Here is an 8016-nt window from a genome sequence, read left to right as displayed (position 1 = left end):
CTTGAGGCCGTGGGCATGAGCGTAGAGATGACGGCCGGCGTGCTGGTGGCACGCATGATGGAGGGGATGCAGTTTGTCCTCGGACCGACGATGGCGTTTCGGCGCGACGTGATCCGGCAAATGGGTGGCTTCAAAGTTACAGCGGATTATTGCGCAGATGATTTCGTTCTGGGCAACGAGACGTACAAGCTCGGACAAACAGTGGTACTGAGTCATCATGCGATCGATCACATCGTAATCAACCTGAGCCTGATGGCGTCACTGAAGCACCAGGTACGCTGGATGAAATCGACGCGCTTCTCGCGGCCGAAGGGGCATTTCGGCACAGCGCTCACCTTCAGCATGCCGTTTGGGCTGCTGGGTCTGCTAGCGGGCGTAGTGCTGGGCCACGTCTGGTGGGGTATTGCGCTGGTGGCATGGGCAATTGCCTCCCGCGAAGCACTGTCGATTGCCGTGGGCCGCATGGTAGTCCGCGATCCAAGCTGGTTCAACTTGATGCTGCTGTATCCGGTGCGCGACCTGATGGGATTTTTCTTCTGGGCGGCGAGTTACATGGGCAGCCGGATTCTGTGGCGAGGGCGCGTATTTCAACTGCTGCCGGGCGGCAAAATGCGTGCGGCGGAGTAGCGACAGCCCGCTCTGTCACTGCCCACCGATTGCGCCGTAATTCGATAAACGTCTTAGAAGTTGAAGAACTCTTTCCGCAGCGCGTCCTCGTAGTTTTTCTTGGCCGCTTTCGCGTTGTTTCTCGCCTCTTCTTCGAGATCGGCAGCATTTTCCCACTGATCGACCTGCGCTACCGTATGGTTAACCGATGCAAGCGCTTCCTCCTGGCGGATGGCTGATACCCAGGCTTCTACCGAGGATTTGTATCTGCTCTGCATCTGATCGAGTTCCGAGACATCGATGGCCATATTGGTCGCTGGCCTCCTTACCAACAAAGTAGGCGAGCAACGTGAAGATTTGATTTATTCCGGAGAGAGTTCTGAAGCAATTGGGTGACGAATCGAGTCATTTCAGTGGACGATCGGTCCACAGTGCTTTATCGGCGATGGACTGCACGGGGAAGAGACGCCCCGAGAGCAACTGCTCGGCCTTAGGCTGGTTGGTGTCCTGCGCGAAAAGCCACTTGCGTTCGCCGGTGCCCCACATCTTCGAAAGCTGATCGTCGCTGAGAAAGATCTTCGGCGCGTCGGGATAGCACGATCCCCACAGGAGTGAAGAGCCGTTGCCATGAGGCGAGCAGGGTTCCACCACGATATACGCTGGCTTGTGCAGGAAATTGTGGGTATAGAAGATGACCGAGGAGGCATCCGACTGATCGCCATAGATGATGAACGAATCGGAGGGCGAGCCTTTGCTGTTGATGGTATCGGCCAGTTGTTTGGAACTCAGCATTGGTTCAAAGCGCGCGAAGGCGATGTGGGCGGCGATCAGAAATACTGCCGACGTAAGCGCGACGCTGACGGTTGCAGCCAGGTGCTTGCCGCGCGTTCGGAGCGCCCAGCCAAGCGCGGGTCCAATCAGCAGAGCGATTGCCGCGATAGCCGCAGGTAGCCGCAATGCCGCGAAGGATGGACCGGTGAGATCGAAGAAATGCGACATGGAGAGCGTGTATCCACCTATATCGCGATGGGCCAGCAGCGTGCCAATATCAGAGACGAAGGGCAGGTTCCGCGACTCCCACAGACCCCATGAAAGGGCGGCGGAAATCAGGATTCCCGCAATAGAGAAAACTGCCTGCGCGCCGCTGAGCCACTTTTGTGATAGCAGCGCCTTCTGGCCTTCGGGCCCGCGGCGCTCTTCAAGGTTGGCCAGCATGCCGGCGATCAGCATCAGCAATGGCGTCCACGCAGGGAACGTGTAGTATTCCTGATTCGTCGAGATGGCGAAGAACAGCAGCGTGAATCCCGCAAAGAGCGAAAGAAGCCAGGTAGAGCGGACGCGAAACTTGAGACGAGCGACGTAGCTGGCCACGTCTTCGCGCTCGGCATGTTCGAGATAGAAGTCCACGGTCTGGCCGGAATCGCGATGCAAATGCTGCATCCACGAACGCCGTGTTCTCCATGCCACCACGAGCAGTGCGGGCAGAAACAGGCTCCACGGGAAAAGCCAGACAAGATGCGCGAGCCAGTAAACCAGGAACGGCATCTTGTTGTAGTCGTTCGGGAACCGACCGCCGAGGAAACGCAGGAAGTGTTCGTTGACGAAATAGAAGTACCAGAATCCGTGCACGTTTCCGGGCGTGGGGTGATTGCCGATAGGATGTCCCTGGTCGGGGTTCGCCAGTCCGCACAGAATGTGCCACGGAGCCGCGATAGCCAGAAAGAGCAGCACGCCGGTGACAGGCTTCAGTTCGCGCCAGCGGCGCCAATGCCCGCTCAGCATCAGCAGTGGGATTGCTGCCGCGGCGAAGAAGACCGGGGCAATCAAGCCCTTGGTCAGCGTGGCAAGCGCGAGGGCCGCCCACATGCCGTAGAAGCGGATTGGATGACGGCTCTCCAGTCCGGTGATGAAACTCCACAGGGAGTAGAGCAGAAGAAAGCTGAGCAGCGCCTCGGGGATAGCAAAGCGCGTAAACAGAAATGGCCCGATCGAGGTGAGCACGCCCAGCGCGGCATAGAAGCCTGCGCGACGGCCCCATCCGCGCGAGACCCAAAGCCAGGCCAGCCACGCGAGGCCGAGGATCGCCAGCGCATTGGGTAAATGGGTTGCAAAGACATTTTGGCCGAAGATCCAGTAGCAAGTGGCGTCGAGCCAATAGGGCAGCGGCGGCTTTTCGAGATAGCGGACGCCGTCGAGCTTCATGGTGATCCAGTCGCCGCTCTCTACCATGTGCTGCGCCACCTGCGCATGCGAGGCGTCAACGTCATCAAGCAGCGGCGGGGTGAAGAGCGAGGCAAACTGCACGGCCACGAAGATCGCCCCCAAAAGCACCCAGATAGCCAGCTTTGAAGGCTTTTTCACCGATTGGATTTTCGGGTTTTGTGGGTTTCCCATGCGGTAAAGTTCTGAGAATCAAGGATACCAGCGAGAGGCCCCGCGCGATCTCACGGCTCGAAACAGGAAGTGTTCAAATCAGGCCTTCGCCAGGCATCATAGAATGAACGAAGGTTACAGATTGATGAATTCCAGCACGCAATCGGGCAGCGGAGTATCGGCCACGATGCGCGACCGCCTCGCTGACTGGCGCCAGTTGCTCGAACGCTGCGGACGCAAGGCTACGCGCAAGAGGGTACATGCGCTGCGTGTGGTTACGCTGCGAATGCAGGCCGAATTGGAGCGCGATCTTGCCGATCTTCCCCGCGCAAGTCACCAGGCCCAGGCCATCCTGCGCTTTGGCAAGCAGGCTGAGAAACTCCGCCGCGCACTCGGCCCGGTTCGCGAACTCGACGTGTGGATCGGGAAACTGCGGGGACTGCGTGCGTCGCTAAGCGAGACGGGAGATTACGTACCCCGCTCCATGCACGACTGCATAAGCGGAATAGATCGGCTTGAAGACCGGCTTACGCAGAAACGGCGCGCAGCGGAAAAGAAGCTGGTAGCCCAGATCGAAAAGTCGGGCAGTCGTCTCGTCAAGGCGAGTGAAGACGTTGCGAGTGAGCTTTCCGCTTTCGTGTTCGGTGCAGAGGCGGGGATTGCCGAAGAACTTGCTGCGCGCTTCCATGCTGTTAGAGCGGAATTCCCAGCGTTCGACCAAGTAAACCTGCATGACTTTCGCAAGCGCATCAAGACCGTGCGGTATCTCGCCGAGATATACGCCGGCACCGATCGCGCCTGCGCGCAAATTGCCACGCAGATGAAGAAGGTGCAGTCTGCGATTGGCGAGTGGCACGACTGGCAGGACCTCGGCCGTGAAGCGCACCATGGGCGCCGCGCGAAGAGTAAAGCCCTCACTGAACTGCTCGATACAATTTCAGCCGAGTCATTCGAAAAGGCTCTCTCGGCCGTGAACAGCGTTTCAGACCGCATGCAGGAATACAGGCACGAGACCGGGAATGTGCGCATGGAAGGCCGCAAGCTTCAGGCGCGCGGCGACCTTGACATCCTTGCAGATCTGAACAAAAAGCTAGCCTGACGCGCCGAAGAAATTGGCGACAAGTCATGTGCAGCCCGCACAGTCAAGTTCATCCATTCCGCGTTTCATGCCGACATCGGCGTTTGTCATTACCAATTCGCGCCGAATAATAGCCCGCTCTACGAGCGCATCGGTCTCTTCATCATTCGCTACGGATAATGACCATTGGATCTGTTTTTGCGGCTCGTCTCGCGGGGATAAGGCAAGCTACGAGAGTAGCTGTCAGAAAAAGTACTGGGACGAGGGTAAAGGTCGTCGGGTCCCAGGGACGGACTCCATAGAGTGAAGAGGCTAGCAGTCTGCTCAATGCAAGTGCTGAAGCCAGCCCTATGAGTAGGGCCACAACGACGAGTTGAAGAGCTTGTCTAAGGATCAGCCCTGCGACGTGCATTCTGGTCGCTCCGAGCGCGATTCTTATTCCCATTTCAGAGCTGCGTTGCAGCACCGAGTATGCGAGCAACCCGTAGAATCCCACCAGAGCTAACGCCAAGGCCATTCCGGCAAATATGGTTAGGAGCACGGTCTGGAACCGGCGTCTCGCCATGGATTCAGAAACCACTTCCCGCATCGTGTGCACCTTGGAAAATGTGAGGGATGCATCGAGCCATTGCAGGATGGCCGTTGCAGACTGCACGACATCCTCACGGGGTAGCGTAGACTGGATCACGATGTATGCGTGATCCGGACCGCTGAGAGGACCGTAAAGTTGTGGTTGGGGCGGCGTCTCCACGCTCCAGTCCCGCACATCGGCGACCACGCCCACAATCGTGAGAGCATCCTTGGCTGGTTGCTCAGAGACATCCTGGTTGAATCCCGCGATCCACTTCCCGACAGCGTTGCGCCCGGGGAAATTCTTTCTCGCGAACGTCTGATTCACGATGACCACTTTCTGATACCCGGACACATCTTCCTCGGTGAAGAAACGACCCTCGATCAACGGTATATCCATTGCCGAAAAGTATCCCGGCGTCACGTCCGCGCCATCCAGCATCTGGCCCTCCTGGCTCGGATGATCCTCAACCCGGAATAAAGAGCCTCCTTTGGAACCACCCAACGGCAGATTTTCAATAGCACCGGTCGCCACTGTTCCTTGCAATGCTTCAATCTGTGAGAGAAGCGTCTGATAGAAAGCGTGGCGCTGTTCCGGCTTGCCATAGGTTTCCGGGAGTTCGATCTTCATCGAAAGTGTGGTCGAAGAAAAGCCGACCGGCACCTGTTGGAGCTTGATGAAGCTCCTCACAAGAAGGCCGGCCCCGGCGAGCAAGACCACAACAATCGCAACCTCGCCCATAACTAGGGCGCTGCGAATGCGATTGCGGCTTCCTCTCGTTCCCGTCTGCCCTCCAGACTTGAGAAACCCGATCAGGTTGGCGCGAGAGGCCGAAAGGGCTGGCAGAGTTCCTGCCAAAACACTCGTCAGCAATGTTATGGCAACTGTAAAGGCGAGAACATTGCCATTCAATGAAGCTTCGTGAAGACGAGGAATGTCTCCGGGATCGAGCAGAAGAAGCACACGGAGAAACACCCATGCCAGACCGATTCCCGCAAGCCCTCCACCGACGCCCAGAAGTAAAGACTCGGTCAGCAATTGCCGGATCAGCCGATCGCGCCCGGCTCCTAAAGTCGCTCGCACCCCCAGCTCATGCATGCGGCTTGCGCTCCGGGCCAGGAGCAGATTGGCGGCATTTCCGCAGGCGATCAAAAGCACAAAGACGACCGAGCCCATCAGCAGCAATATGAGAGGACGGGCAGAGCCGTCCAGCGTTTCCATAAATGGTTTTACATAGGCATACCAGCCCTGTTTGAAACCCGTATGCAGTGGTTCGAGCGGCCACAGGATGCCGTTCAATTCCGCTTCTGCCAGCGTGGTTGAAATGCCCTTCCTCAAGCGCGCCAGTGTATAGCAGTAGCAGCCTCCCACGGGGTCCGCCGCGACTCCGCGATCTGCACGCTGTTTCGCTGTTAACGCCAGCGGGACCCAGAGATCGGTTGCGTCGAAATGGATATTGCCGTAGCTCAATTCGCTATTATGCGGATAATTGAAGCCCGCACCCATTACGCCGATGACCCGGTAGGTCTTATTGCCAGACCACGTTGGTGTGCCGATCAGTGGCTTGACGCTTAGCTGTATCGATTTGCCGAGCACGGATGGGTCCGCGCCGAACAACTGTAGCCAAAGCGAGTGGCTGATCACCACCACGCCGTCATTTGACGGCTCGTTGTCTTCAGCGTTGATTCCGCGCCCCAACTCGGGTGAGACTTCGAGCGTCTTGAAGAAGTCCTCGTCAACCGTCGCTCCGTTCAAAGATGTGTTGGCCCCATTCAGCTTGAAGCTCTTTTGCGCGAACTGCGTCATCGCAGAGAACGAATGGTTCTCTCGCTTCATGTCGGCGAAGTCGGCGTTGTCCGGGATGATCGCCTCGGACGGAATTTGCTTCATATTCTGATTTGGAGTCGTTATGTAGACGAGCTGTTTGGCATCGCCATAGGGCAGAGGAGGAAACATGACGGCCGTCATCAGGCTGAAGATGGCGGTGCATGACCCGATGCCGAGGGCCAGGGTGAAAACGAAAACGGCGGTAAACGCGCGATTCTTGCCCAGGGAACGCAACCCATAGCGCAAATCCTGAAGCATCTGTTCGATCATTCTGATGCCGCGGGAGTCGCGAGTCTGCTGCCGGGCCTGCTCCATTCCGCCCAGCGCGATGAGAGCCCTGCGCCTTGCATCTTCAGCGGGCAAGCCCGCGCGAAGATATTTTTCAGTCTCGCGCTCGACGTGGTCCCGCAACTCCTCATCCAGTTCCGCGTTAAGATGGTCGCGACGAAAGAGAGCGCGGAATCGATACCTTAAATCGCTCAACATATCCAGTTCCCTCAGACCATATTGAGTACGGAATCGACGACAGCAGTCAGTCTGCGCCACGCAGCGGATTCAGCCGCAAGTTGTTTTCGGCCCTGGCTCGTCAACTCGTAGTATTTTGCTCTGCGATTGTTCTCGCTGATCGCCCACTTCGCTTTCACCCATCCGTGCCGCTCAAGCCTGTGCAAAGCTGGATACAAGGAACCTTGTTGCACTTGAAGAGCGTCGCCCGATATCTGTTGCAAGCGCTCAGAGATCGCCCAACCATGCAAGGGCTCCAGCGCCACAGCCTTCAGAATCAATAGATCCAGCGTCCCTTGCGGTAACTCCATTCTTGTATCGCTCATTATCGCTCTCCAACCCTGCTGCTTCGACACAACGAGCGTATATCTTTCTTCTGTAGAAGTGCAAGGGGACGGTAATGCTGGCGCACTATGCTGGCCGAGTCACGCACCAAGAGGGAAATCTGTACTGGCAAGTCGGCTGGCTTCATCAATGTGCGAGACAGACAGCTTCAAATAGCACTGGCCAGAAGGCGCGAAAAACTTGTCAACCTGAGTTTCTCCCTGCACTAATTCAAGTGCAAAGCCCTGCAAATTGTGCAGGGAATGAGCGCTGCTCTCTCAGGACTGCGAGAGTGATGCGGAACTGGAAGGTCGCTGAGGCGCTGTCGTGTATCTTGGCCGAAGAACCTGATTTCGATTTCGTGGAGATCGCTCGCGCCTTATGCCCACGTTTGCAGCTATTGATATCGGTTCCAATTCTTGCCGGCTGAAGATTGCCAAGGTCGTTGCGCATCAGCTCCGCACGCTGCACGAGGATCGTGAAGTGACGCGGCTCGGAGCCAGCGTGTTCGCCTCGGGACTGGTGTCGCCTGAGGCCATGGCGGCTACTCTGCGCGCGCTCAAGCGGTTTCAGCGCGCGGCGCAATCGCACGGGGCTGACCAGATTCGCGTGGTGGCAACTTCGGCCATGCGCGACGCGCGCAACAGCGCGGCCTTTCAGGCGTGGGTGAAGGCTGAGACGGGATGGAATCTCGAGATCATTTCCGGGCTTGAAGAAGGCCGGCTGATTCACC

The 8016-nt window shown here is 57.5% G+C and carries 7 protein-coding genes; 3 read left to right on the top strand and 4 right to left on the bottom strand.

The genetic code is table 11. The features are described 5' to 3' along the window. Window positions 1-627 (top strand): glycosyltransferase (locus tag WA354_RS04750; protein WP_472811860.1); only part of this gene is annotated, 627 nt, incomplete at its 5' end. 53 nt (window positions 628-680) lie between these two features. On the opposite strand, the gene WA354_RS04745 is transcribed toward WA354_RS04750, so the two are convergent. Continuing rightward, entirely contained in the window at window positions 681-914 is a 234-nt protein-coding gene (locus WA354_RS04745; protein WP_472811859.1) for a hypothetical protein, read from the bottom strand. Between the two features lie 97 nt (window positions 915-1011). Further along, window positions 1012-2967 (bottom strand): glycosyltransferase family 39 protein, encoded by a 1956-nt coding sequence (locus WA354_RS04740; protein ID WP_472811858.1) that lies wholly within the window; start codon window positions 2965-2967, stop codon window positions 1012-1014. Between the two features lie 157 nt (window positions 2968-3124). On the opposite strand from WA354_RS04740, the gene WA354_RS04735 reads away from it, so the two are divergent. Continuing rightward, window positions 3125-4078, top strand: a complete 954-nt coding sequence (locus tag WA354_RS04735) for a CHAD domain-containing protein (RefSeq protein WP_472811857.1) — start codon at window positions 3125-3127, stop codon at window positions 4076-4078. Window positions 4079-4220: 142 nt separating this feature from the next. Here WA354_RS04735 and WA354_RS04730 read toward each other — a convergent pair whose 3' ends face one another. Beyond that, window positions 4221-6941, bottom strand: coding sequence for an ADOP family duplicated permease (locus tag WA354_RS04730; protein WP_472811856.1), 2721 nt, complete (start codon window positions 6939-6941; stop codon window positions 4221-4223). 11 nt (window positions 6942-6952) lie between these two features. Then, the gene (locus WA354_RS04725; protein ID WP_472811855.1) at window positions 6953-7285 is read right to left on the bottom strand and encodes a PadR family transcriptional regulator; all 333 of its coding nucleotides are present in this window, start codon (window positions 7283-7285) and stop codon (window positions 6953-6955) included. A 379-nt stretch (window positions 7286-7664) separates the two neighbouring features. Between WA354_RS04725 and WA354_RS04720 the strand changes: the two genes are divergently transcribed. Continuing rightward, window positions 7665-8016, top strand: a 352-nt coding sequence (locus WA354_RS04720) for a Ppx/GppA phosphatase family protein (protein ID WP_472811854.1), incomplete at its 3' end; no start/stop codon positions are given.

It is taken from the genome of Occallatibacter sp. (assembly GCF_049802275.1).
Classification (GTDB): Bacteria; Acidobacteriota; Terriglobia; order Terriglobales; family Acidobacteriaceae; genus Telmatobacter.
Note: the sequence above shows the minus strand (reverse complement) of the source record. Positions and strands in the feature narration are given on the sequence as shown.